Raw genomic sequence first — 23,272 nt, forward strand, 5'->3', positions numbered from 1 at the left:
AAGGCGTTGCGGCCGGAGGGGAATGAAGTGCAACGAGACGTGTGGCGCTTGGCAAGCTGCTAACCCAATCGATGCAGTTGCAGGCAATCGCGCCAACTTGAGGAGACGAAGCTCCGTGGGGATGTCGCTGCGACCCGGCGTCCGTCGCGGAAGGCCGGGCCCTTCAAACTTTACAGCGGCTTGATGTTGGCCGCTTGCAGACCCTTCGGGCCTTGCTTCGTTTCGAAGCTCACTTTTTGGTTTTCAGCCAGCGTCTTGAAGCCGTCGGCGCGGATTTCGGAGAAGTGCGCGAACAGGTCGTCACCGCCGTTGTCCGGAGTAATGAAGCCAAAGCCTTTGCTGTCGTTGAACCACTTGACGATACCGGTATCCATGAAGATTCCTTGAGAAAAAAATACGAAAATTTGCTCTGTTGAAGAGCGCTTGAAGCGTCAAGGAGGGAGAGGACAACGAATACCGCCGGGAGGAGCGAGCAATTGATGAACAGCAATCGGACTTCTTGGACTTCGGTGCATACACTAACGGCCAGCAACCGCCACGTCAATCGTTATCTTGTAACTGTGTACCGGATAGTCGCTTGGAGGACGAGACCGGGAGATGCACTACGTCGCCTCGCGCATGGGCCAGCGTCGAAAGAGAAGCGCTCCGACCCCGAGTCGCCATGACGAGATCCGAAGCAGTCCATAAGATTGGACGAGGAACGTTCTCGGTCCAGAGCGTGCTTCGATCGTCGCGCGCATGCGGCTCGACTCATCGGAGCGCGACGCCCCAATCGAAGGCAGCCGGAGGCTGCCGTCAGCCCTGAACCAGCACCGCCCGCCTGCTTCACTCCTTCGCGAACGCGAGCAGGCGTTCGCCGAGTTTCTCCGGTTGCTCCTGCTGGATCCAGTGACCTGCGCCGTCGATCAGTTCGATGCCGCGCATGCTCGTCGCCGCCTTCGTTCGCATCAGATCGAGCGCGCCCGGCGCCGAATAGGTGCCCCAATCGCGCTTGCCGCCAATGAAGAGCGACGGAACGTCGATCGTTCTGCCCGAAAACAGGCGCAACTCCGCGTTCAGGTCGGGATCCGACAGCACACGATAAGCCTGAAGCGCACCCTGAAACCCGGTGCGGCCGTACTCCGCCGTGTACACGCCCAGTTCCGCGTCGGTCAGCCACTTGCAGGCAAGGGCTTCCGCGGCGGACGGCTGGAATGGCGCGACGGTTTCGGGCATCGTCTTGCCGAGATCCATCACGTAATACGTGGGCATTTGCGCAAGCTCCGCGGCGGTGAGCGCCTTGAGCGGATGCGGCTTGTTCCCCGGCCAGTCGGCGCTCTTCACATGGAAAAATGCACGAAGAAACGCGGACAAACCTTGGGGTGGATGCCACATGTCCCGGTTGGCGTTCCGTGTGCTCAGGTATTGCTGGTAATACGCTCTCGGCGGATCGAGCGCGGCAAGCGCCGCAGCCAGCTTCCCGCTTTCACTGTTCGGGCGAGCCGACGATGTCGCGTTTCGCGCGGTGTCGAACGGAAGCGCGGGCGGGCCGGGGAACGGTGCGCTCATCAGCACCACCGACGGAAAGACGTCAGGCCGCGCCAGCGCACAATACGCGGCCACGGGCGAGCCGAGGTCGTGTCCTGCCAGCATCGACGTATGCCGATACCCCAACGCCGAAACCAGTCCGAGGGCGTCGCGCGCCATGTTGAGGAGGCCGAAGGGCCCGAGCGGGGCGTCATAGTCGTTCGCCCAGCCGGTGGTGCGTCCATACCCCCGCTGGTCGGGTGCGACGACGTGGTATCCCGCGTCGGCCAGGATGGGCATCAGATGCCGCCAGCCGTAGGCCAGATCCGGAAAACCGTGCAGAAGCAACGCGAGCGGCCGGCCGGCGCTTTCATGACCGGCTTCGAGAATATGGACATCGAGGCCGTTCACCCCGTGAATCATGCGCGAGCGCACCCCGTTGGGAAGCGTTCCTGCGGCGTAGGTCGGCATGGCCAAATCGCTTTCTCCTGTCGGGTTTGCGCGGGCAGGCCGAAGCCACGCGGCAACCAGGCCGGCCGCGCCCATCGCGAGGACGGCTCGTCGCGGCGCCGATGGCTTGCTGTTGTCGACGGGCATCGTGGCGCTCCGGAATATGGTGATCACCATAGTATGGCGATCGCCATAGCCCGGTCAAGCGAAACGTGGTACGTTTGCCGCATGACACGCAAGACTGACGCTCGCGCTCGCGCGATTGCCACGGCGGAACGGCTGTTTCGCATCCAGGGCTACACCGCGACCGGACTGACCCAGATCCTCGAAGAAAGCGGCGCCCCCAAAGGATCGTTCTACTTCCACTTCCCACGCGGCAAGGCGCAACTCGCGGAGGAAGCCATCGATCATTACGTCACGAATCGAATTGCCGTCTTGCGGAACATCTCGGCTGAGACGACCGGTCATGCGCTGAATTTTGTTCGCCGGATCCTCAGCACATTTGCCGCCGAAATGGTCGCCACCGATTTCCAGTACGGGTGCCTGATGCAAAACCTGGCGAACGAACTGCCCGCGCTCGACGCCGAACTCACCCAGCGGGTCGCGCGTGGGTTTGCCGATTCGACCGAGGTCATTGCGGCGCATTTCCGCGGGTGCGGTTTCGCTTCCGCACGCGCATCGTCAGCCGCGGCCGCGCTGGTCGCCGCGCTCGAAGGTGCCCGTACGATCGCCCGCCTGGAGCGCTCGCCGGCCGTATTCGACGCGCTGGCGGAGGTCAGCGGCCAAAGGTGGGGCGCTGCCGACGCGTGATCCGGCCCGATGTTCCCGTGACGAGTCGTCCGTGACTTCCGCCGATCACGGGGCATCGCCCGTTGCCGAGATACCGCGAATGCTGTCGACTGCGTTCGCTCGAATGGCGCAGCGGTAACCGGGCAACGTGAACGGTGGGGAAACTGGCATGCAGACGCATTCGAAGAAAACCGAACAGGTCGGCCTCCCGGCGCGCTCGAGGCTGAGCCGCTCATACGGCTCGGCGGATTTCGCCGACGCATTTTCGGTGGCCTTGCCGGCCACCGCCTGCAACGACGCGGCGTCTCTCGCCCGACACATCTTTACCGGGCAACCCAAGTGGATCGCGCCGCTGCTACGCATCCGGGACCTGATCGTGTGGCCGTTCGGCCTGAAAGGAACGGCCGATTTGAAAGCCGCGAACGGCGACCGAATCAGCATTTTTCGCGTGTTCGAACGACACGACGACGAAATCATTCTGGGCGAGGACGACGCGCATCTCGATTTCCGTGTGTCGGTGCTCGTGCAGCCCGCATCCGATGGCCTGCCCCGGCGACTGACGCTCACCACCCTCGTTTTCTACAATCGTCCGTTGGGCCGGGTTTATCTCGGCGTCATCGCGCCTTTCCATCGCCTCGTCGTGCGATCCTCGCTCGACCAGGCGCAGGCGCTCGGATGGCCGCGCCGATAGCCGCCGGAAAGCCCGGCGCCGCCGCAGGCGCCGTCACGGCGACATCGACGATCGCCACGGCGTTTTCATTTGCCGGTGGTCTGAACGACCGGCCTCCCTCGCGACGCCGAAGCCGCGGATCAATGCGAAGCACCGAACAGTCGAATCACGACGCCGCGCAGCCACCGGTTGCCGGCCTCGTGGTGATAGCGCGCGTGCCAGTGCTGCCGTACCGCGAAGCCTTCGACGGGAATCGGGCACGCATGAACCGCCAGATCGTTGGCCTGTGCCAGCGTCTCGCCGATATGACGCGGTAGCGTCGTGATCAGGTCGGTCGTCTGCACGATCGCCCCCAACCCCAGAAAGCCCGGCAATTCCAGCACCACGTCCCGCTCGATGCGCGCCTGCCGCAGCGCCTGTTCGAGCAGTTGCGCCCCCGTTCCCGCCGTAATGGCGACATGCCCCTCCGAACGATACTGCTTTACCCCAAGCCGGCCGCGAATCCGCGGGTGATGCCGGTTCACCAGACAAATCCAGTCCTGGTCATACAGCTTCTGCTGGTAAATACCACCGCCAAGCCACGGCACGTAGCCGATCGCGAGATCGGCTTCGCCGGATTCGAGCGCCCGCTCCGTATTGCCGTCGATCCGTGCGGCTTCCAGCCGGACGCCCGGCGCCTGCGCGCGGACATGGGCCAGCAGCCGCGGCAGCAGCGTCACGTGGCTCGCGTCGGTCATGCAGATGCGAAAGCGTCGCTGCGCGGTCGCCGGATCGAATGCGATCTCCCACGCCGTGAAGCGTCGCAGCGATTCGAGGATTTCCCGGCATGGCCCGATCAGCGCGTCGGCTTGCGGTGTCGGCGCCATGCCGCCGGGCGTGCGGATGAAGAGCGGATCGTGCAGGTGTTCGCGCAAGTGCCCGAGCCAGATGCTGACGGTCGGCTGGCTCTGGCCGAGCTGCTCGGCGACGCGCGTGACGCTGCGCACGTCGTACAGGAGATCGAATAGCTGAAGCAGCTTCAGGTCCGGCAGATCGGCGGGCATCGTCGCATTATTGTCCATCGCAATGACGCTATTGTATCCATTGCATTGTCGACATGAGCGGCGGCTCCTATCGTGAGGCCATACGTCAAGGAGACACCATTGAAAATTGCGATTCTGGGTGCTGGCGCGCTGGGCTGTGCGATCGGCGCCACCCTCACCGAAGGCGGTCACGAGACCTGGTTGATCGACCGTTCGCCCGCGCACGTCGACGCGATGCGTCGCGACGGCCTGCGGGTCGACGACGCCCGCGGCACGCGCCTGGTACGCGTCCATGCGACGACGCAGGCCGCCGAAGTCGGTGTGGCCGACCTGGTGGTGGTCCTGGTCAAGTCGTTTCACACCGATGCCGCCATCCGCGGCGCGCAGTCGCTGGTGGGGCCCGATACCGTCGTGCTGTCGCTGCAGAACGGCCTCGGGCACGAGGACATCCTGAGCGACGCCGTCGGCCGCGAACGCGTGCTCGCGGGCAAGACCTACGTCGGCGGCGTGCTGCGCGGGCCGGGCCATATCGAATCCGGCGTGATCGGCAAGCACACCTACATCGGTGAACTCGACGGACGCATCACGCCGCGCGTGCAGGCGATCGCCGCCGCGTTCGATACCGCCGGCCTCGCGACGACGATCAGCGACAACATCGTCGGCACGATGTGGGACAAGCTGCTGGTGAATGTCGCGACCGGCGCGCTGACCGGCCTCACCGGCCTCACCTACGGGCAGCTTTACGACGAGCCGCTGCTCAAGGCGACGTCGCTCGCGGCCGTGGCCGAGGCCATTGCGGCGGCGCAGGCGGCCGGCGTCAGGCTGTCGATGACCGATCCCGAACAAGCGTGGACGCTCGCCGCCGAGGGGCTGCCGGCAGCCTTCAAGACCTCGATGCTGCAAAGTCTGGAGAAAGGCTCGATCACCGAGATCGATTTCATCAACGGTTCGGTCGTGCGCGCCGGGCAGCGCCACGGCGTGCCGACCCCGGTCAATGCCACGCTCGTCGCCTGCATCAAGGGGCTGGAGCGCGCGATGGCCGATCGCCAACGCGAGGAGGCAGCCGCATGAGCGCCACGAAAGCCTATCTCGAACACGTTGCGATCTGGGTGAAGGACATCCGCTGGCACATCCGTTTCTTCGAGGAAGTCCTCGGCATGACGCTGCGCGAAGTGGACGGCACGCTCGACGCACCGCGGCAGTACTGGACGCTCGGCGGCCTGCAGTTCATCCACGCGCCGGAACATGACGGCCCGGAAGGCCGGCTCGCCCATCTCGGCGTGATGTGCGAGGACCTGGAGGCCGCGCTGGCCGCGGCGCGGCGGTTCGACGTGACCGAGATGCCGCAGGGGCGCAACTGGATTCGCCTGCCCGACGGGCTCGCCGTCGAGCTGATTCAGGCCCGGCCGGCTTGCTGCGTCGCGCAGGCGCTGGCGATCAACCCGCGCGCGGAGGCATGACCATGACGATCGTCGAAAAATACTGGGACGACGCGCGCGAGGGCGACACGTGCACGAGCCCGACCTACCGGGTGACCAAGGAGCGCATTCTCGCGTATGCCGACCTCACCGGCGACCATACGCCCGTTCACGTGGACGAGGCATACGCGAACGCGAGCCATTTCGGCTGCCTCGTCGCGCACGGGCTGTTCGGGCTATCCATCGCCGACGGCCTGAAAACGCAGAGCGACTATCGCTTCCTGCCGGGCATGTCGCTCGGCTGGACCTGGGATTTCCTGCTGCCGATCAAGGTCGGCGACGTGCTGCACGTGACGTTCCGCGTCGGCTCGATGCGGGCCAGCAAGAGCCGCCCGGACTGGGGCATCGTCGTGCTGCCGTCGGAGCTGATCAATCAGGACGGGCAGGTCGTTCAACGCGGCGAACATCGTCTGATGGTGCCGCGCCGTCCGGAGGCACCGTGATGCAGGCCCGTCCCCTCGAAGGCATTCGCGTCGTCGACTACAGCCATTTCCTCGCCGGCCCGTATGTCGGGCGCTGTCTCGCGGCGCTCGGCGCCGAAGTCATCAAGGTCGAGCGTCCCGGCACCGGCGACGCCGGGCGACAGCACGCAACCGTGCTCGACGACCAGCAAAGCGGCTACTTCCTGCAGCTCAACATGGGCAAGCGCGGCGTGAGCGTGAACATGAAGGACGCGCGCGGCAAGGCGTTCATGCAGCGGCTGTGCGACTCCGCCGACGTCTTCATCGAGAACTATCGTCCGGGTGCGCTGGACAAGCTCGGGCTCGGCTATGCCGAACTGTCGGCGCGCAATCCGGGCCTCGTCTACTGCTCGATTTCGGCGTACGGTCACACCGGCCCCGATGCGCATCGCGCGGGCTTCGGGCTGATCGCCGAAGCGAAGAGCGGGATCATGCAGATGGTCGGCACGCCGGGCGAGCGCCCGCCGCTGCTGCGCATTTCGCTCGGGGACATGTACACCGGCATTCATGCGGTCGCGGCGATCAACGCCGCGCTGCTGGGGCGCGTGAAGAGCGGCCGCGGGCAACACGTCGACATGGCGCTGTACGACACGCTGGTGTCGATGCACGAGTATGCGGTGCAGTGCTACACGCTGAAAGGCGTGCTGCCCGAGCAGACCGGGCACGACATGCCGACGTCGACACTCTACGGCGTGTTCCGCGCCGCGGACGGCGATCTCGTGATCGCCGCGCAGGTGGATGATGCGTGGAAGCGCTTCGCCGAGTTGATCGCGGCGCACGGCGGCCCCGCGGATTTCGGCGCCGACACGCGGTTTCACGACAGCACCGGGCGCAACGCGCACCGCGCGGAAATCCTGTCGGTGGTCGAGCCGTGGGTGGCCGCGCGTTCCGTCGCGTCGGTACTGGACCTGCTGGACGGCATCGACGTGCCCTGCGCGAAGGTGCAGCGCATCGACGAGGTGTTGAACGATCCGCAGATCCAGGCCCGAGGCATGGTCGTCGAGCAACAGCATCCACGCTACGGGACGCTGCGCCTGCCCAACTTGCCGTTCCGGTTCTCCGATTGCGATACGACGATTCGCGACGTCGCGCCCGATCTCGGGCAGCACAACGCGGAAGTCGCGCGTTCCCTCGGGTTCGATGCGGCCGAAATCGACGCGATGCAGGCCGACGGCGTCCTCTATTCGAAAGCGAGCCAATCATGACCGACCAATACGCGGTGATCGGCAATCCGATCGGACACACGAAATCTCCGCTGATTCACGGCCTCTTCGCGCAAGCGACGCGGCAGGACCTCCGCTATACGGCGATCGAGGGCCCGCTCGAGCCGGCAGGCGCCTTTGCTGCCGCGGTACGTGCGTTTTTCGAGGGCGGCGGCAAAGGTATCAACGTCACCGCGCCGTTCAAGCTCGACGCGTTCGCGATGTCGGACGAACGCAGCGAGCGTGCGCGGCTCGCGGGCGCGGCCAATGCGCTGAAGTTCGACGGCGGCCGCATCCTGGCGGACAACTTCGACGGAATCGGGCTGGTTCGCGATATCGAAGCGAACCTCAATCTGCCGATGGCCGGCAAGCGCGTGCTGGTGCTCGGTGCCGGCGGCGCGGCGCGCGGCGCGCTGTTGCCGTTCCTCGAAGCCGGCCCGGCGGAACTCGTGATCGCGAATCGCGACGTCGACAAGGCGCGCGCACTGGCCGCGCAGGTCGCCGGGCGAGGCCCGCTGGTTGCCGGCAGCTACGCGGACCTCGCGCGGATGGGACGTTTCGACCTGGTCGTCAATGCGACGTCGGCCAGCCTGACCGGCGACCTGCCGCCTGTCCCGCCGAGCGTGTTCAGTCCGAAGGGAACCGCCTACGAACTCGCCTATGGCAAGCGTCTCACGCCGTTCCTCCGGCTCGCGAAAAACGCCGGCGTGCACGGGATCGCGGACGGCGTCGGCATGCTGGTCGAACAGGCGGCCGAAGCGTTCGCATGGTGGCGCGGCGTGCGCCCCGAGACCAGCGCGGTGATCGATCGGCTGGCCGTGCCGTTCGACTGAACCGGCAATGGGATCGGCATGCAGGCGATCCCGATGCGCGACGGCATCGATCGCGACAGCCTCGGCAGGCGCGAGACGGCAGGCCCGGCGCCTCCCCGGTGAACGACCTGCGGCGAGCGAACGCGCAACCGGTCGGCAATTGCCGAATACGATCGGTTGCGCGTCGCACGCAAGCCCATGCCAGCATCATTGCGCGGCCAGCCGGCGATCGATGCGCCGGCGTGTTCGGCACCGCTTCCACCCCGCATTTTTTCAGCTTGCCGCCGCAGTGCTCACACGCCGGGCGCCCTTGCCTTGCCGCTGCCTTCACCGCTCACCCGATACCCTGCCGAACACCGTCATGCCGGACACCACGCGCCCCGCTCGCCTGAACTTCGCGCTCATGTTGCCGCTGCTGCTGGCGGCCCAGCCGGTGGCGACCGACAGTTACCTGCCGGCGCTACCGGAAATCGCTGCAACGCTGGGCTCGGCCAGCGTCAGCCTCACGGTTTTCGCGTTGATATTCGGTATCGGACAATTGCCGATGGGCAGTCTTTCCGACCGGTTCGGCCGCCGCCCCGTCTTGCTGACCGGCCTGGCGCTCTATGCGCTGACCGCACTGGCGGCGGCGCTCGCATCAACCGCCCCGATGCTGGTGGCCGCACGTGCGATGCAGGGCTTTGCGATGGCCGCGATCCTGGTATGCGCCCGTGCGGCGGTACGCGACCGGTACTCGGCGGGCGACGGCCCGTACGTGATGGCGCGCGGTTTCATGGGAATGGGGATGATGGCGTTCCTTGCCCCGATTGTCGGTGCGTATGTCACGCAGCACGCCGGCTGGCGATGGGTACTCGCGGGGATGAGCCTGTATGCGTTCGGCTTGCTCGTCATGTGCTGGTACGGCTTCGAGGAGAGCGCCGCCAGTATCGCGCCGCGCCGGAATTCGACCGGGGACGTGCGCGAGATATTCAGCGATGCCCCGTTCAGGGTATGGACGCTGCTGGCCGCGTCGACGTACACCGGCATGTTCTGTTTTCTGCTGCTGTCTCCGACGGTCTACATCCGGTATCTCGGCATCTCGCCCCAGCGATACGGCTGGATACCGGCGAGCGGGACGCTCGTCTATGTCCTGAGCACCTACGGCTGCCGCCAGTTGCTCCGACGTCAAAGCATGCTCCGAACGGTGCGCCAGGGCGCGACGCTGAGTCTTTCCGGCGCGGTGATCCAGGCGTTGGGGTGTGTGCTGCTTCCCGGCAGCATCTGGCCGCTGCTCGTCGGGCACGGCGTGTATTGTCTCGGCCACGGGATCCATCAGCCATGCGGGCAGGCAGGGGCGGTGAGCGGCCTGCCTCATCTTGCCGGCCGCGCGGTATCCTGGTCCGGCTTCATCATGATGTTCTTCGCTTTCAGCGTGGGACAGACGGCGGCGGTTTTCACCGATCCGCGCTATCAGTCGGGCGCGTGGCCGATGGTGGTGCCGATGCTCGTCGTCGGCGTCACGCTGGTCACGATCGCGTTTGCGTGGTTGCCGAAAATCGGTGGCGCGAAGTTGGGCGCGGCAACGGCTCCGGCACGCGCGGTGGATGGTCGATGAGTTGCTTCGGGCAGTCGGCGGGCGAAGCGACGCGAACGCCTGCCCGACGTCGCGTCGATCAGCCACGCTCAGATCTGTTGCTGCCCGCCATCGACGAACAATTCGATGCCGTTCACGAAGCTCGCATCGTCTGAAGCGAGGAACAGCGCCGCGCTCGCGATCTCGCCCGGCTCGCCGAGGCGTCCCATCGGAATCTGGGCCGCCAGATAATCGGCCAACCCCTGCCGCTGAGCCGCATCGTCACCGGCAAGATCAAGCAGGCCGGGCGTGCGGGTCGCGCCGGGGCTGATCGTGTTCACACGAATGCGGCGCTCCTTGAGGTCGAGAATCCAGCTGCGCGCAAACGCGCGCACCGCCGCCTTCGAAGCCGAATACACGCTGAACGCAGCGGTACCCGCGCTGCCCGCCGTCGAGCCGGTCAGAATCACCGATGCACCCTCGGCAAGCAGCGGCAGCGCCTTCTGCACGGTGAACAGCACGCCCTTTACGTTGCGATCGAACGTTTCGTCGTAATGCGCCTCGGTGATGCTGCCGAGCGGCAGCATCGAACCGCCGCCGGCGTTCACGAACAACACGTCCAGGCGCCCGTGCTCTTCCTTGATTTGCGCATACAGCGCGTCGAGTTCGCCGAGTTTCGTGGAATCGGAACGCACGCCGGTCGCGTGGCCGCCGGCTGCGCGAATCCCTTCCACGGCGGCATCGAGCTCGGCCTGGCGGCGGCCCGTGAGATAGACGTGCGCGCCGTCAGCCGCGAAGCGCTGGGCGGTGGCGAGGCCGATGCCGCTGGTGGCGCCGGTGACGAGTGCGATCTTGTTGTCGAGCTTGCGTGCCATGGTATTGCTCCTTTCGTTGATCAGTGGTGTTTGCGTCAGGTGTCGCGTAGTGCGATGTGAGGAGAATATCGACGGCCTGATCTTTTCGAAATAGAATTGATCGCAATCAAACGTTGCATAAATGCAAGGATGAGGCGCAATGGCGTACCTACCCGACTTCGAAGGGCTCGCGATGTTCGCGAAGGTGGCCGAGCACGGGTCGTTTGCGGCTGCGGCGCGCGCGACCGGGGTGTCGGTCGCCACCGTCTCGCGCGGCGTGGCCCGCCTGGAAGACCGGCTCGGCGCGCGGTTGTTCAATCGGACGTCGCGCCAGCTCTCGCTGACCGAGTTCGGCCGGACGATCAGCGAGAAAGCCGGCGAGATCTATCGCCAGGCCGAGGAGGCGGAAAGCTCGGCGCGCGAAATGTCGGTGCAGCCCCGCGGGCTGGTGCGCCTGACCGTGCCGATGTCGTTCGGGCTGCGCTGGGTCGCGCCATTGCTGCCGGGCTTCTTTCGCGCGTATCCGGAAGTGTCGATCGACCTGCATTTATCGGATGCGTCGGTCGATCTGATCGCCGATGGATTCGACGCCGCATTGCGTATCGCCGCGCTGCCGGATTCGTCGCTGGTCGCGCGGCGGTTGTGCGCAGTCACGCAATTCGTGGTGGCGTCGCCGGAATATTTGCGTCGCGAAGGAAAACCCGCGCATCCGCGCGAACTCGCGGATCGCCCCTGCCTCTCGTACGCCTATCGTGCGCGTAGTGCCGTCTGGCGTTTCACGAACGACGCGGGCGACGAGGAGTCGGTCATGCCGACGGGCCCGCTACGCGTCACCAACGCCGATGCGCTGTTGCCGACGCTGCTCGATGGTCTCGCGATCGCCGAGCTGCCGGAGTTCATCGCCTACGACTATCTGGCCGATGGCCGTCTCGAAGCCATTCTCACCGACTGGTCGCTGACGAAGGGTGGGCTTTATTTCGTTACGCCGTCGGCACGGGCGCGCCCCGCGAAGGTGACGGCATTGTCCGACTACATAGCCGAACATCTGGGCAATCCAGTCTGGCGATGGCCAACGTGACGCGCGCGGAAAACGCTGGGGATACCTGATCTTCAAGGACTTGATCAGGTTCGACCGATCGACCGCTACGGCCCCCAGAGAAGGCCGTCGGCCGACCGTCTGCGCGAACGACTTCAGATACTTCACGCCCGTGTCGCACATGATCGCGACGACGTGGCGTCCGGGCCGAGGCGTTCGGCGAACCGCAACCCCGCCCGTCTCGCCGGCCATCCGATGCGTCAGACCGTACGCGACACCAGTTCGCCCAGCACCGTGTCCAGCGCGACGCGGCCACGCAGGATTTCGTCAGGATCACTTTCGAAATCGAGCCAGCCTTCGTTGAAACCGTCCAGCATGCGCATGCGCGGGAGCGGGTGCTGCATGCCCTGCGCGCGAAACAGCGCTTCCCACGTTCGCCTGTCGACGGCCTCCGCGCGCACGTCCCGACCCAAAACGCGAGCGAAGGCCTGTGCAAGATCGTCGGGGCTCACCCGGCGCGGCCCTTCGAGCTCGACGACACGCACCCCGCGCCACGTCTGCTGGAGCAGGTCCGCCGCCACGCGGCCGACGTCCGCGGTGGCGACCATCGGCACGGGCTTGTCGAGCGGCTGCAGGTAGCTGGCGACGACGCCATCGTCGCGCGCGGACGCGACATCCCACGCGGCGTTCTCCATGAACCAGCCGGGCCGCAGGAACGTCACCGGCATCGGCAGCTCGCGCAGCGTCTGCTCCATCAGCGTGAGTTGCGTGAGCAGATTGGGCTCATCAGCCTGCGCGCCGATCGTCGACAGGCACACGACCCTTTCGGGGCGCGCCTTCAGCAGCGCGGCGGACACGGCTTCGATCACCTTCCGCGCTTCGGGAAACCCGGGCGCCGGATCGAACACCGGCGGCAGCAGGATGAAAACGCCCGTCGCGCCGGCGAACGCGGCGGCGAGCGACGAAGCGTCTTCCATGAAAGCGGTCGCCATCTCGCACCCGCGCGCCGCCCACGCCGCGGCCCGCGTCGCATCGCGCACGACCGCGCGCACGGGCCGACCCGAGGCCAGCAGCTCACGGGCCAGCGCGCCGCCGACCTTGCCGGTGATTCCAGTGATTGCATACATTGCTCGTTCTCCATGTGTGAATGCGTGGGTCGCATTGTGGACAAACGCCGGCCGAAACAAAACGACATGGATGGCATCATATTAGTGACAACGCGTCATCAATTCGGCATGATCGATGCGCACGCCCGGCAATGGGCATCATGCGGCGTGGGCGTGCCGGCCTTCCGCGGGTCGCTCGCGATCCGCCAACCGTATTCATTCGAGCAACCATGAGATCCAGTAGCGAGAAACTGTCCGGCGGCATCAGCGTGTTCGCCGCCGTGGTCGATGCCGGGACGTTCGCGGCCGCCGCCGACGTGATAGGCATGACGCCGCCGGGCGTCAGTCGAGCGATTGCGCGGCTGGAAAGAAAATTGAATATCCGGCTGTTCAACCGCACGACGCGGTCGGTGTCGCTGACCGAAGAGGGCCGCCGCTTTTACGAGCAGGTCATGCCCCATCTCGCCGGGCTGGAGGAAGCCGCCGCGGCGGCCGCGGGTGGCGCGTCCGCGGTGCGCGGCAAGCTGCGCATCAATCTGGATCCCGTCGTCTATCGCGCCATTCTCGGGCAACGGCTCGATGCGTTCATGGACGCCCATCCCGAACTCGAAATCGAACTCATGGCGCGAGACAGCCTGGGCGACCTCGTCATGGACGGCTTCGACCTCGCCGTGCGATTCGGCGAACCGCGGGCATCCAGCCTGATCGCGAGAAAGCTGCTCGATACCGGCGTCGTGACGGTCGCGGCGCCCGCGTACATCGCGCGCCGGGGGCGGCCGGAAAAACCCGAGGACCTCGAAAACCGCAACCACCGCTGCCTCGAATTTCGGAACCCGGAAACAGGCAAGCCGTTCGCGTGGGAATTCCATCGCAAGCGCAAACGCATCGTGGTCGACACCCGCGGACGCCTCACGGTCAACGATCCAGGCGCCCTGCTCAACGCATGCGTCGCCGGTTCCGGCATCGCGCAGATGCTGCTGCTCGGTGCCGAGCCGCTGATCGCCGACGGCCGGTTGATCAATCTCTTTCCCGAATGGGCGGACGAGCGGTATCCGTTATACGCGTACTACCCGTCCCGGCATCACGTGCCGGCCAAGACCCGCGCGTTCCTGGATTTTCTGGTCGAACTGTCGAGCATGCACGGGGGCGTCGGCACGCGCTAGTGCTCCGGCGCCGGCTCGCGAGCGCGCGGCGGCCCGCCGGCGAGCGCCAGCTACACTGTCTGCGCGAGGGCAGGATCGATCTCGCGCGCGGTCAGTCCGAATCTCGCCATGCGGGCGCGATGGTCCGGCGAGCCGAGATAGGCACGAAGTTGCCGATCAAACGTGTCGAGAAGACGCCGGTTTTCCCGGTTGAATGAAAACGCGCCGAGCGGAGGCGCTCGCCGTGCGCCGTTGACGCCCGGCTCGTGCGCGACGGCCTCGATCATCGCGCTGCCTATCCGGCTCGCAACGATTCGATTCCCCAGCGCCGTGCTCGCATAGGCGTCGATCACGCCGGAGAGAACGGCCGCGATCGCGTCGGCTTGCTGTTCGAACACGACGATTTGCCGCCGACTCACGCCTGACGCCATCGCGGAATCCTGCTGGACCTGTCCGGCAATGATGCCGAGGCGCGCATCGGGACGTTCGGCGATCGACGCATAGCTCGTGAGCGCTTTCGGGTTGCCGGGACGCACCAGAAAGCCGTCCTCGATGCCCCACACCGGCACGCTGAACGCGACGGTATCGGCGCGCTGCGGCGTCACGAACAGCGGCACGTTCATGTCCCAGTGACCCGATGCGACGCCGGGTAGCAATTCGCTGAACGTCGTCGGGCAATACTCGATCCGGGTAACGCCGATCTGTCGCAGGATCGTCGCCGCGAGCTCCAGATCGGCACCCATGGCGGTGCCGTCCGCTTCGGTCCAGCCGAACGGCGGTTCCTCGATGTACGCAATGGTTACCTTCATCGCATTGTCCTGCAGGCCGAAGAATCGATCAGGAGTTCATCAGCTTACCGTGGGAAGTCGAGATCCACGAAGAGCGGACAAAATTAATTCGGGTGTAAGCAAATTGACGACATTATTTTGGCGAGACCGTCAGGCGTTCCAGAATGAACTGGCTCCACGCTATTCGACGTTGTCCGCCACGTCCGTCATCCGGATCATGTGCGGCTTGATGCCGTCGTCTTCGGCCGTCGCGGCCTCCTTCGGATGAATCAGCGCTTCGAGCCGCGCCTTCGTCGCGATGAACTCGGGCGTATTGACCTGCGAGTAATCGCGCGGCCGCGGCACCGGCACCTCGATCAGTTCCTGCACGCCGCCGGGGTTCGCCTTCAGCACCAGGATCCGGTCGGCCAGAAAGATCGCCTCGTCGAGGTCGTGCGTGATGAACAGGATCGTCACGTCGATGTTGCGCCAGATGTCGAGCAGGTGCGTCTGCATCCTCGCCCGCGTCTGGGCGTCCAGCGCGCCGAACGGTTCGTCCATCAGCAGGATGCGCGGACGGTTCGCGAGCGCACGGGCAATCGCCACGCGCTGCTTCATCCCGCCCGACAACTGGTGCGGATACACGTCCGCAAAACGCGTCAACCCGACGAGATCGAGCCACTGCAGCGCCTCGCGCTCGGCCACGCCGCTGCTGCTGCCGTTCATTCGCAGGCCGAACATCACGTTCTTCTTCACCGTGAGCCACGGAAACAGCGTATAGCCCTGGAACACCATCCCGCGATCGGCGCCCGGCCCGTCCACCGGTTTGCCGTCCAGCAGCACGTCGCCGCTCGTCTGCGCGTCGAGCCCGGCGAGGATCCGGATCAACGTCGATTTGCCGCAACCGGACGGGCCGATCACGCACACGAACTCGCGCCGATGCGTGCGGAAACTGATGTCGTCGAGCGCGACACACTCGCCCTGCGGTGTCGTGAAACGCTTGCCGATGTGCCGCACGTCGAGTATCACGTCGCGGGCCTTCAGTCGCGCGAAGCGCTCGCGCACCGCGTCGGATTGAATCAGGTAATCGGGGACGGCTTGCGGGTTCTGCATGATGCCCTCTGCTGAAATCGGTCGATGGATACGTGCGGGCGGCGCTCACGCTTTCAGCGTGCGGTCCCACGGAAAGAGCCGGCCGCCGAGCAGCGCGAGCACGATATCGGTGCCGAGGCCGATGATCCCGATCATCAGGATCGCCGCATACACGTTGTCGAAATGCTGGTAACGCGCCTGCTGGCTGATGTACCACGTGATGCCCGAACTCGTGCCGACGAGCTCGGCGACGATCAGGTAAGTCCACGCCCAGCCGAGCAGGATCCGCTGATCGCGATACAGATCGGGCAGCACGCCCGGAATCACGACGTGCGTCAGCAGCTTCAGTTTCTTCGTGCCGAGCGTCATCGCGGCCTCGAACAGCCCGTATTCGAGCTTGCGCGTGGTGTTCGCGATGATCAGCACCTGTTGGAACAGCGTGCCGATCACGATGATCGCGATCTTCGGCGCGTCGTAGATGCCCAGGATCGCGACCATCAGCGCGCCGAACGCGGGCGCCGGCAGGTAGCGGAAGAACTCCAGGAACGGCTCCTGCAGCCGCGCGAGCGCACTGAAGGTGCCGCAGACGATGCCGAGCGGCACGCCGATCGCCGACGAAATCACGAAGCCCCAGAAGATGATGCGGATGCTGTGCCACAGGCTTTCGTGCAGCCACACGCCGTCGCGCGACGCGGGCGGTGTCGTGAACGCCGTGTAGAACGCGCGCAATACCTGGTGCGGCGCCGGCAGGTAGACCGGATTCGCGCGCTCGCCCTCGGGCACGGCTGCGTGCGCCGCACGCGCATGCGCGAGCTCGTCGTCGAACACGTCGCGATCGATCTGCATGCCGGCCTGGAAATAGTCGACGCTGCCCGGATTCGTGATGCGCATTTGCGGATGCCAGACGAACGGGACATAGCTGATCAGGCACCAGACGGCGAACGGCAGCAGGAAGGACGCCAGCCCGAGCGTCCATTTGCCGCGCGTCGTCAGCTCGCGCCGCACGGCGAGCCAGCCGGTCGTGTTGCGGGTCGTTGTCATCGGAATCTCCGTATCGTTTCGGGTGCCGGTCGCGCGAATGCCGCGGCATCGCGCGACCGTGCGGTCATTGCCGTGCGTCGCTCGCGGCCTGCGCGCGGTACGCCCGCCAGCCGCCGAACCGCGTGATGTCCTGCGCTTCGTCGAGCGCCACGTTCTCGCACAGGAAGCCCTGCACGGGCGAACCGTCGGCGAGCGTCAACGTGCCGATGCCGAGCGGCGCCGCAATACCGGCGACGAAGCTGCCGTACGCGTCGACCGGCATCTCCCAGATTTCGACCGCGATCGGCGCGCCGCCGTCCGGCACGCGCACGAGCCCCGGTTTGGCGACGCCGCCGCTTGCGTCGGCGGACAGCGCATAGAGACGATAGGCCGGCGCGGTCGTGGTCGCGGCGACGAAGCGCGCGCCGCGCTGCGTGAGCTGCCCATTCAACGGTTCGCCGCGCAGATGCGCGCCGACGACGGCCACCCGCACGACACCCGCCGATGCGACGCCCGGCGGCATCGCGGCCGCAGGCGGCCGTACGTCGCCGCCCGCCGCCACGCCGTCGCCCCATGCCTGCGCGAGATCGAGCAGCCGCGCATCGTCGTGCGCGCGACCGACGAACGTGATGCCGAACGGCAAGCCCGCATGCGGCCCGGTCGCGCACGTGCCTGCCGGCACCGCGATCGCCGACAGGTCGAGCAGGTTCACGAAGTTCGTGTAATAGCCAAAGCGTGAATTGATCGCGATCGGATCGGCTTCGAGCGCATCGACGGTCGCGGTCGTCGCCGAGGTCGGCATCACGATCGCGTCGAGGCCGTCCCACGCGCGGGCCGCATCGACGCGCAGCGCCGCAAGCCGGTCGAATGCGGCGAACGCATCGGCGGCGCTGAAGCGCGACGCGCCGCCGAGGATCTCGCGAATCACCGGATGCAGCGCATCGGGCTCGCGCGCGGCGAACGGGCCGATCGCGGCGAGCCGCTCGGCGACCCACGGGCCTTCGTACAGCAGCCGCGCGGCGGCCAGGAATGGGCCGAAGTCGATCTCGACGATCCGCGCGCCGGTCGCGCGCAGCCGTTCCAGCGCCGCACCCCATGCCGCGCGATACGATGCGTCGCCGAAGAATTCGAGCTGATCGGCACGTGGCGTACCGAAACGCAATTGCGCGAGCGGCCGCGCCGGCTGCGCGCGCAAGCCGTCCGCGCCCAGCAGCGGCTGCCAGGCGCGCCCGTAAGGATCGCCTTCCGTCACGCCATGCGCGGCGGCGAACACGGTGCGCGCGTCGTCCGCCGAGCGGGCGAACACCGACACGCAATCGAGCGACCGGCAGGCCGGCACCACGCCGAGCGTGCTGAGCACGCCCCGGGTCGGCTTGAGCCCGACGAGCCCATGAAATGCGGCGGGTACGCGCCCGGAGCCCGCCGTGTCGGTGCCGAGCGAGAACGTCGCGACGCCGAGCGCGACGGCCACGGCCGAGCCGGAACTCGAGCCACCCGACGCGTAGCGCGGGTCGAGCGCATTGCGGCACGCGCCGTATGGCGAGCGCTGCCCCGAGAGCCCGGTCGCGAACTGGTCGAGATTCGTCTTGCCGACGGGAATCGCGCCGGCCGCGATCAGCCGCTCGACCACGGGCGCGCTGCGTTCGGGCGTATATGCGTAGGCGGGGCAGCCCGCCGTCGTCGGGATGCCGGCGACGTCGATGTTGTCCTTGACCGCGAACGGCACGCCGTAGAGCGGCAACGACGCGATGTCGCGCCCGGCCAGTGCGTCGGCATACGGCATCATCTCGTCGCGCGTCAGCGGCCGGATCCACGCATGGTGCGGGTCGCCCGCGTCGAAGTGCGCGGCGATCGCGTCGACGAGCGCATGCGGCGTCAGGCCGCCCGCCGCGTAGCGTGCGCGCAGCGCGGCAATCGAGTGCAGCCCGGGCAGGATCGAGCGTTCCGTCGTACTCATGCGACCTCCTCGGCGGCGCCCGCCTTCATCACCATCAGCCGCTGGCCGGCCACCACCGCCGCGCCAGGCGCGCAATCGATCGTTTCGATCGTGCCGTCTTCCGTTGCCGTCACCGCCACCTCCATCTTCATCGACTCGACGATCGCGACGACCTGCCCTTCGGTCACGCGCTCGCCGGCTTCCACCAGCACTTTCCACACGCTGCCCGACACGTCCGCGGCGATCGCCCGCTGCGTGTCGTCGAGCGCGGCCGCCACCCGGTCCGCTTGCGGGTCGCCGTGCTCCGCGTCGCCGACGTATTCCGCATGGCCGGCCGCGCGCCACCGCTCGCGCTCCGCGTCGAACGCGGCCTGCTGCGTCGCCTTGAACGCGGCGATCGAATCCGCCTCGTCGTTCAGGAAGCGGTTGTAGGCGCGCAGATCGAACACCGATTCCTCGATCTTCAGCGTCGCGCGGCCCGCGATGAAATCCGCACGCAGCGCACTCAGCTCGGTTTCGCTGACTTCGTAGAAGCGGATCTCGTCGAAGAAGCGCAGCAGCCACGGCTTGCCGGCTTCGAATTCCCGCGTGGTGCGGTGGCGGTTCCACATCTGCACGGTGCGGCCGACGAACTGATAGCCGCCCGGCCCTTCCATCCCGTACACGCACAGATACGCGCCGCCGATGCCGACCGCGTTCTCCGGCGTCCAGGTGCGCGCGGGGTTGTATTTCGTCGTCACGAGCCGGTGCCGCGGATCGATCGGCGTCGCGACGGGCGCACCGAGGTAGACGTCGCCGAGCCCCATCACCAGATAGCGCGCGTCGAACACGATGCGCTTCACGTCGTCGATGCTCGCGAGGCCGTTGATGCGCCGGATGAACTCGATATTGCTCGGGCACCACGGCGCATCGGGCCGCACCGACTGCATGTAGCGTTCGATCGCGACGCGTGTCGACGGGTCGTCCCATGAAAGCGGCAGATGGACGATGCGGTTCGGCACGCGCATGTCGGCCACGTCGGCCAACTCGCGCTCGGCCGCCTGCAGATGCGCGAGCAGCGCATCGAGCGGCAGCGTCCGCGCGTCGAACTGCACCTGCAGCGAGCGGATGCCCGGCGTCAGGTCGAGCATGCCGGGCAACCGGTGCGCGTCGAGCCAGCCCATCAGCGCGTGCACGCGAAAGCGCAGGTTCAGGTCGAGCATGAGCGGCCCGTATTCGACGAGCACGTTGCGATCGCCCGAGCGCCGGTAGACGACGCCGATGCCGCCGCCCGCGGACGGGTCGCGGTGCAGCACGCAATCGTCGGATGCGCCGGATGCAGCCGTTGCCACGTCACGCGTCGCATCCACGATCGCGGCAGCCGGCTTCCCGGCCGATATCCCGGCCGACACGCCCGCGCGCACGAACCGCACGGTGTCGCCCGGCCGCAACTGCCCGAGCTTCCACAGCTCGTCGCGCACGACCGTCACCGGACACACGAAGCCGCCGAGGCTCGGGCCGTCCGGGCCGAGAATCACCGGCATGTCGCCGGTGAAATCGACGGCACCGATCGCATACGCGTTGTCGTGGATGTTCGACGGATGCAGCCCCGCCTCGCCGCCGTCCGCACGCGCCCATTGCGGCTTCGGGCCGATCAGCCGCACGCCGGTGCGGCTGGAGTTGTAATGGACGGTCCACTGCGTGCCGTAGAGCATCGCGACGTCGTCCGGCGTGAAGAAATCCGGCGCGCCATGCGGACCGTCGAGCACGCCGAGCGTCCATGCATGGGTCAGCTCGGGAACGTCGGCCGCGGCCAGCGTCGCGCCGGCGTCGCCGCGCCCGGCGTCCGCGTGCAGATGCAGCACGTCGCCCTTGCGCAGCGCGCGGCCGGCATGGCCGCCGAACTGGCCGAGCGTGAAGGTCGCCTTGCTGCCGAGATAGTCGGGTACCTGCAGCCCACCCTTGACGGCGAGACACGCGCGCACGCCCGCGCCCGTCACGCCGCCCAGCTTGAGCACGGCACCCGCCCGTGCGCGCACGACCTGCCAGAACGACACCGCTTCGCCGTCGAGCGTGGCCGCGAGCGGCGCACCGCCGAGCACGAACAGCGTCGCGGTATTGAAGCGCAGCGTCGCGCCGACCATCGTGAATTCCAGCCCGGCCGCGTCGCGCGCGTTGCCGAGTAGCGCGTTCGCGAGATCGAACGCGCGATCGTCCATCGGCCCCGACGGCGGCACGCCGACGCTCCAGTAGCCGACCCGCCCGGGCGCCTGCTGCACAGTGGTCTGCACGCCGCCGTCGAGCACGTCGATCGTGTGCGGCGCAAACGCGAAGCGCGACAGGAAGGCAGTGGTCGGCGCACCGCGCGCGAACGTGTCGGAGCCGACGACGGCGCGCAGGTAGTCGAGATTGGTCTCGATCCCGTACAGCTCGGTACGGTCGAGTGCGGCACGCAGCGCCGCCAGCGCATCGCGCCGCGTGTCGCCGCGCACGATCAGCTTCGCGAGCAACGGATCGTAATGCGCGCTGATCTCCGTGCCTGCCTCGATCCAGCCGTCGACCCGCACGTTCTCCGGAAACGACACGTGCGTAAGCAGCCCGGCGCTCGGCTGGAACTGCTTGTTCGGATCCTCCGCATAGAGCCGCACCTGGATGCTCGCGCCGCGCGGCGCGACGGCAAGCGTGTCGAGCGGCGGCAGGTCGCCTTCGGCCTGCAGGATCATCCATTCCACGAGATCGACGCCCGTCACTTCCTCGGTCACGCAATGTTCGACTTGCAGCCGCGTGTTCACCTCGAGGAAATAGAACCGCCGCGCGGACGCGTCGAACACGAATTCGACCGTGCCGGCCGACGCGTAGCCCACCGCGCGCGCGAGCCGCACCGCGCTCGCGTGCAGCGCGTCGCGCTCGGCGTCGGTCAGGTCGGGCGCGGGCGTTTCCTCGATCACCTTCTGGTTGCGGCGCTGCACCGAGCAATCGCGTTCGCCGAGCGCGATCGCGCCGCCGCGGCCGTCGCCGAAGATCTGCGCTTCGATGTGCCGCGCGTGTTCGACGAACTTCTCGAGATAGACGCCCGCATGTGCGAAATTCGCGGCGCCGAGCCGCACGACGGATTCGAAAGCCGCGCCGAGCTGCGCAGCATCGCGACACAGCGACATGCCGATGCCGCCGCCGCCCGCGGTGCTCTTGAGCATCACCGGATAGCCGATCGCGTCGGCTTCGGCGAGCGCCGTCGTGACGTCGTCGAGCAGGCCGGTGCCGGGCAGCAGCGCGACGCCGTGCGCGGCCGCGAGTTCGCGCGCGGTGTGCTTGAGGCCGAACGCGCGCATGTGATCGCCGCGCGGCCCGATGAAGCGCAGGCCCGCCGCTTCGCACGCGTCGGCAAAGCCCGCGTGCTCGGACAGGAAGCCGTAACCGGGGTGCACGGCCTGCGCGCCGGTCTCGCGCGCGGCGGCGAGGATGGCCGCGACGTTCAGATAGCTGTCGGCCGCCGGCGCGGGCCCGACCCGCACGGCTTCGTCGGCGAGCGCCACGTGGCGCGCGTCGCGATCGGCATCCGAATAGATCGCGACCGATGCGACGCCGAGACGCTTCAGCGTGCGGATCACGCGGCAGGCAATTTCGCCGCGATTCGCGACGAGGACTTTGGCGAATCTCATGTTGCCTCCCGCCGGGCCGCCCCAAGGAAGGCAACCGCCCCCTTGGGGGGCAGCGAACAATAGTGAGCGTGGGGGCAGGTCATTGCGCCTCCCACACGATGAGGCGCACGGGCGTCGGGTTGTAGCCGTTGCACGGATTGTTCAGTTGCGGGCAGTTCGAGATCAGCACCGTGACGTCCATCTCCGCGCGCATCTCGACGTATTTGCCCGGCGCGGAGATGCCGTCCTCGAACGTGAGCCCGCCGAGCGGCGTGACGGGCACGTTCATGAAGAAGTTGACGTTGCCCACGAGATCGCGCTTCGTGAGCCGCGCCCCGGCGCCGCACGTGCAGTGCGCGATCGCGTTGAGGAAGCTGTCGCGGCAGTTGTGCATGTAGCGCTTGTCGAGCGCATAGCGCACCGTGTTGCTCTCGGCCGCGCATGCGCCGCCGAGCGTGTCGTGACGGCCGCACGTGTCGGCGACGATCGTCGCCATCGGATTGCCATGGCTCGACACGAGCACGCTGCCCGCGCTCAGGTACAGGTTTCGCTGCGCGCGGATCGTGTCCTGCGCGCTGTAGCGTTCCTCGGGAGCGTCGGTGCGGTAGAACAGCGTGTCGACGGCCTGGTTGCCTTCCAGGTCGAGAATGCGCAAGGTCTGCCCGCACTTCAGGTCGTGCAGCCACGGGTCGCCCGCGTTCAGCGTGATGTCGTGGATCGCGTCGCGCGGGTCGAGACGGCTTTCGATGATCGGCATGCT

Annotated in this window: 21 protein-coding genes; 10 read left to right on the forward strand and 11 right to left on the reverse strand. The window is 67.1% G+C overall.

The features are described from left to right. Positions 1-170: 170 nt before the first annotated feature. Together KPB06_RS09520 and KPB06_RS09525 are read right to left on the reverse strand one after the other, a co-directional pair. On the reverse strand, positions 171-374 hold the full coding sequence (locus KPB06_RS09520; RefSeq protein ID WP_006485974.1) for a cold-shock protein: 204 nt from the start codon (positions 372-374) through the stop codon (positions 171-173). Positions 375-825: 451 nt separating this feature from the next. After that, positions 826-1,929 carry an alpha/beta fold hydrolase gene (locus KPB06_RS09525; protein WP_089466206.1) on the reverse strand — a complete coding sequence of 368 codons (1,104 nt, stop codon included), beginning with the start codon at positions 1,927-1,929 and terminating at the stop codon, positions 826-828. A gap of 255 nt (positions 1,930-2,184) precedes the next feature. Here KPB06_RS09525 and KPB06_RS09530 point away from each other — a divergent pair, with 255 nt between their 5' ends. Beyond that, positions 2,185-2,766: a TetR/AcrR family transcriptional regulator gene (locus tag KPB06_RS09530; protein WP_455429282.1), complete on the forward strand. Its 582-nt coding sequence runs from the start codon at positions 2,185-2,187 to the stop codon at positions 2,764-2,766. Positions 2,767-2,914: 148 nt separating this feature from the next. Then, positions 2,915-3,436 carry a DUF2867 domain-containing protein gene (locus tag KPB06_RS09535; protein ID WP_089466207.1) on the forward strand — a complete coding sequence of 174 codons (522 nt, stop codon included), beginning with the start codon at positions 2,915-2,917 and terminating at the stop codon, positions 3,434-3,436. 119 nt (positions 3,437-3,555) lie between these two features. On the opposite strand, the gene KPB06_RS09540 is transcribed toward KPB06_RS09535, so the two are convergent. Continuing rightward, positions 3,556-4,476 (reverse strand): LysR family transcriptional regulator, encoded by a 921-nt coding sequence (locus KPB06_RS09540; protein WP_059577547.1) that lies wholly within the window; start codon positions 4,474-4,476, stop codon positions 3,556-3,558. Positions 4,477-4,557: 81 nt separating this feature from the next. On the opposite strand from KPB06_RS09540, the gene KPB06_RS09545 reads away from it, so the two are divergent. The 6 genes from KPB06_RS09545 to KPB06_RS09570 all read left to right on the forward strand — a co-directional run bounded on the left by KPB06_RS09545 (position 4,558) and on the right by KPB06_RS09570 (position 9,984). Beyond that, the gene (locus KPB06_RS09545; protein ID WP_089466208.1) at positions 4,558-5,508 is read left to right on the forward strand and encodes a ketopantoate reductase family protein; all 951 of its coding nucleotides are present in this window, start codon (positions 4,558-4,560) and stop codon (positions 5,506-5,508) included. Further along, positions 5,505-5,897 carry a VOC family protein gene (locus KPB06_RS09550; protein ID WP_059577543.1) on the forward strand — a complete coding sequence of 131 codons (393 nt, stop codon included), beginning with the start codon at positions 5,505-5,507 and terminating at the stop codon, positions 5,895-5,897. Before KPB06_RS09545 ends, KPB06_RS09550 begins: the two co-directional genes overlap by 4 nt. Before the next feature lie 2 nt (positions 5,898-5,899). Continuing rightward, entirely contained in the window at positions 5,900-6,358 is a 459-nt protein-coding gene (locus tag KPB06_RS09555; RefSeq protein ID WP_059577540.1) for a MaoC family dehydratase, read from the forward strand. Beyond that, complete coding sequence (locus KPB06_RS09560) at positions 6,358-7,581, forward strand: CaiB/BaiF CoA transferase family protein (protein WP_060010608.1); 1,224 nt, start codon at positions 6,358-6,360, stop codon at positions 7,579-7,581. The genes KPB06_RS09555 and KPB06_RS09560 overlap by 1 nt, the downstream gene beginning before the upstream one ends. After that, entirely contained in the window at positions 7,578-8,411 is an 834-nt protein-coding gene (gene aroE, locus KPB06_RS09565) for a shikimate dehydrogenase (RefSeq protein ID WP_089466209.1), read from the forward strand. Before KPB06_RS09560 ends, aroE begins: the two co-directional genes overlap by 4 nt. A gap of 340 nt (positions 8,412-8,751) precedes the next feature. Further along, a complete protein-coding gene (locus KPB06_RS09570) occupies positions 8,752-9,984 on the forward strand; it encodes an MFS transporter (RefSeq protein ID WP_060010614.1) in 1,233 nt (410 codons plus the stop codon). A 68-nt stretch (positions 9,985-10,052) separates the two neighbouring features. On the opposite strand, the gene KPB06_RS09575 is transcribed toward KPB06_RS09570, so the two are convergent. Next, positions 10,053-10,817 carry an SDR family NAD(P)-dependent oxidoreductase gene (locus tag KPB06_RS09575; RefSeq protein ID WP_060010618.1) on the reverse strand — a complete coding sequence of 255 codons (765 nt, stop codon included), beginning with the start codon at positions 10,815-10,817 and terminating at the stop codon, positions 10,053-10,055. A 139-nt stretch (positions 10,818-10,956) separates the two neighbouring features. Between KPB06_RS09575 and KPB06_RS09580 the strand changes: the two genes are divergently transcribed. Continuing rightward, positions 10,957-11,874 carry a LysR family transcriptional regulator gene (locus tag KPB06_RS09580; RefSeq protein ID WP_059577525.1) on the forward strand — a complete coding sequence of 306 codons (918 nt, stop codon included), beginning with the start codon at positions 10,957-10,959 and terminating at the stop codon, positions 11,872-11,874. Positions 11,875-12,092: 218 nt separating this feature from the next. Here the strand turns inward: KPB06_RS09580 and KPB06_RS09585 are convergent, their stop codons facing one another. Next, entirely contained in the window at positions 12,093-12,959 is an 867-nt protein-coding gene (locus tag KPB06_RS09585) for an NmrA family NAD(P)-binding protein (RefSeq protein ID WP_059577522.1), read from the reverse strand. Between the two features lie 209 nt (positions 12,960-13,168). On the opposite strand from KPB06_RS09585, the gene KPB06_RS09590 reads away from it, so the two are divergent. Continuing rightward, positions 13,169-14,101: a LysR family transcriptional regulator gene (locus KPB06_RS09590; protein WP_104012676.1), complete on the forward strand. Its 933-nt coding sequence runs from the start codon at positions 13,169-13,171 to the stop codon at positions 14,099-14,101. A gap of 50 nt (positions 14,102-14,151) precedes the next feature. On the opposite strand, the gene KPB06_RS09595 is transcribed toward KPB06_RS09590, so the two are convergent. The 6 genes from KPB06_RS09595 to KPB06_RS09620 form a co-directional block, all read right to left on the reverse strand. Further along, a complete protein-coding gene (locus KPB06_RS09595; RefSeq protein ID WP_060010626.1) occupies positions 14,152-14,889 on the reverse strand; it encodes a transporter substrate-binding domain-containing protein in 738 nt (245 codons plus the stop codon). A 159-nt stretch (positions 14,890-15,048) separates the two neighbouring features. Further along, on the reverse strand, positions 15,049-15,960 hold the full coding sequence (locus tag KPB06_RS09600) for an ABC transporter ATP-binding protein (RefSeq protein ID WP_226226033.1): 912 nt from the start codon (positions 15,958-15,960) through the stop codon (positions 15,049-15,051). 45 nt (positions 15,961-16,005) lie between these two features. Continuing rightward, complete coding sequence (locus KPB06_RS09605) at positions 16,006-16,980, reverse strand: ABC transporter permease (protein WP_226226034.1); 975 nt, start codon at positions 16,978-16,980, stop codon at positions 16,006-16,008. A gap of 64 nt (positions 16,981-17,044) precedes the next feature. Further along, positions 17,045-18,916, reverse strand: coding sequence for an allophanate hydrolase (gene atzF, locus KPB06_RS09610; protein WP_089466212.1), 1,872 nt, complete (start codon positions 18,914-18,916; stop codon positions 17,045-17,047). Next, the gene (uca, locus tag KPB06_RS09615; RefSeq protein ID WP_275905512.1) at positions 18,913-22,533 is read right to left on the reverse strand and encodes an urea carboxylase; all 3,621 of its coding nucleotides are present in this window, start codon (positions 22,531-22,533) and stop codon (positions 18,913-18,915) included. Before uca ends, atzF begins: the two co-directional genes overlap by 4 nt. Before the next feature lie 79 nt (positions 22,534-22,612). Further along, entirely contained in the window at positions 22,613-23,269 is a 657-nt protein-coding gene (locus tag KPB06_RS09620; protein ID WP_089466214.1) for an urea amidolyase associated protein UAAP2, read from the reverse strand. Positions 23,270-23,272 lie beyond the last annotated feature (3 nt).

It is taken from the genome of Burkholderia semiarida (assembly GCF_029268935.1).
GTDB classification, from domain to species: Bacteria; Pseudomonadota; Gammaproteobacteria; order Burkholderiales; family Burkholderiaceae; genus Burkholderia; species Burkholderia semiarida.

Coding starts and splice junctions, on each gene's coding strand:
- KPB06_RS09550 (WP_059577543.1), top strand. CDS start 5,505: ATGAGCGCCACGAAAGCCTATCTCGAACACGTTGCGATCTGGGTGAAG.
- KPB06_RS09530 (WP_455429282.1), top strand. CDS start 2,185: ATGACACGCAAGACTGACGCTCGCGCTCGCGCGATTGCCACGGCGGAA.
- KPB06_RS09535 (WP_089466207.1), top strand. CDS start 2,915: ATGCAGACGCATTCGAAGAAAACCGAACAGGTCGGCCTCCCGGCGCGC.
- KPB06_RS09570 (WP_060010614.1), top strand. CDS start 8,752: ATGCCGGACACCACGCGCCCCGCTCGCCTGAACTTCGCGCTCATGTTG.
- KPB06_RS09590 (WP_104012676.1), top strand. CDS start 13,169: ATGAGATCCAGTAGCGAGAAACTGTCCGGCGGCATCAGCGTGTTCGCC.
- atzF (WP_089466212.1), bottom strand. CDS start 18,916: ATGAGTACGACGGAACGCTCGATCCTGCCCGGGCTGCACTCGATTGCC.
- KPB06_RS09540 (WP_059577547.1), bottom strand. CDS start 4,476: ATGGACAATAATGCGACGATGCCCGCCGATCTGCCGGACCTGAAGCTG.
- KPB06_RS09520 (WP_006485974.1), bottom strand. CDS start 374: ATGGATACCGGTATCGTCAAGTGGTTCAACGACAGCAAAGGCTTTGGC.
- uca (WP_275905512.1), bottom strand. CDS start 22,533: ATGAGATTCGCCAAAGTCCTCGTCGCGAATCGCGGCGAAATTGCCTGC.
- KPB06_RS09600 (WP_226226033.1), bottom strand. CDS start 15,960: ATGCAGAACCCGCAAGCCGTCCCCGATTACCTGATTCAATCCGACGCG.
- KPB06_RS09595 (WP_060010626.1), bottom strand. CDS start 14,889: ATGAAGGTAACCATTGCGTACATCGAGGAACCGCCGTTCGGCTGGACC.
- KPB06_RS09575 (WP_060010618.1), bottom strand. CDS start 10,817: ATGGCACGCAAGCTCGACAACAAGATCGCACTCGTCACCGGCGCCACC.
- KPB06_RS09525 (WP_089466206.1), bottom strand. CDS start 1,929: ATGATTCACGGGGTGAACGGCCTCGATGTCCATATTCTCGAAGCCGGT.
- KPB06_RS09555 (WP_059577540.1), top strand. CDS start 5,900: ATGACGATCGTCGAAAAATACTGGGACGACGCGCGCGAGGGCGACACG.
- KPB06_RS09560 (WP_060010608.1), top strand. CDS start 6,358: ATGCAGGCCCGTCCCCTCGAAGGCATTCGCGTCGTCGACTACAGCCAT.
- aroE (WP_089466209.1), top strand. CDS start 7,578: ATGACCGACCAATACGCGGTGATCGGCAATCCGATCGGACACACGAAA.
- KPB06_RS09585 (WP_059577522.1), bottom strand. CDS start 12,959: ATGTATGCAATCACTGGAATCACCGGCAAGGTCGGCGGCGCGCTGGCC.
- KPB06_RS09580 (WP_059577525.1), top strand. CDS start 10,957: ATGGCGTACCTACCCGACTTCGAAGGGCTCGCGATGTTCGCGAAGGTG.
- KPB06_RS09620 (WP_089466214.1), bottom strand. CDS start 23,269: ATGCCGATCATCGAAAGCCGTCTCGACCCGCGCGACGCGATCCACGAC.
- KPB06_RS09605 (WP_226226034.1), bottom strand. CDS start 16,980: ATGACAACGACCCGCAACACGACCGGCTGGCTCGCCGTGCGGCGCGAG.